Here is a 679-nt window from a genome sequence, read left to right as displayed (position 1 = left end):
TCTGGATCCGGCCGAGCTCGCTCGATCCCGTGCGGTCAACACCCACCTGGCCGATCGCCGAACCGACCTCTACCCGACAGGACCTCACGGGCCGAGCAGGAGACCGACCGATGACCACACCCGTCACCCCGGACAGCGCGATCGAATCCGAGGCCGACCAGCCGCTCACCATGTTCGGTCCCGACTTCCCGTTCGCCTACGACGACTACCTGGCGCACCCGGCCGGCCTCGGACGTGTTCCCGACGCTGCCCTCGGTACGAAGGTTGCAGTGATCGGCGGCGGACTCGCCGGCATGGTCGTCGCCCATGAATTGCTCAGGCTCGGCCTGGAACCCGTTGTGTACGAATCGGATCGGATCGGCGGCCGGATGCGGTCGGTGCCGTTCGAGGGGCACCCGGGTGTGGTGGCCGAGATGGGTGCGATGCGGTTTCCGCCGTCGTCGACTGCACTGTTCCACTACCTCGACGCAGTCGGGCTCGAGACCACGCCGTTTCCGAACCCGCTGGCAGAGGTGACCCCGAGTACGGTGATCGACCTCAAGGGCGAGAGCCATTACGCCCAGAAGCTCGAGGATCTTCCGCCGGTGTTCGCCGAGGTCGCGGACGCGTGGAACCGGACGCTCGAGGATCACGCCGAGTTGGTTCCGCTGCAGCGTGCCATTCGCAGGCGCGACGTTGC

The 679-nt window shown here is 67.2% G+C and carries 1 protein-coding gene; it reads left to right on the top strand.

Going from position 1 to position 679, the window contains the following annotated elements; all coding sequences use genetic code 11:
- Positions 1 to 110 precede the first annotated feature (110 nt).
- Positions 111 to 679: FAD-dependent oxidoreductase (locus tag RHBS_RS28355; RefSeq protein ID WP_148311819.1), on the top strand; the 569-nt coding region annotated here is incomplete at its 3' end.

The organism is Rhodococcus sp. BS-15, from assembly GCF_000813105.1.
Lineage (GTDB): Bacteria > Actinomycetota > Actinomycetes > Mycobacteriales > Mycobacteriaceae > Rhodococcoides.
This window is presented reverse-complemented; position numbering and strand designations above follow the sequence as displayed.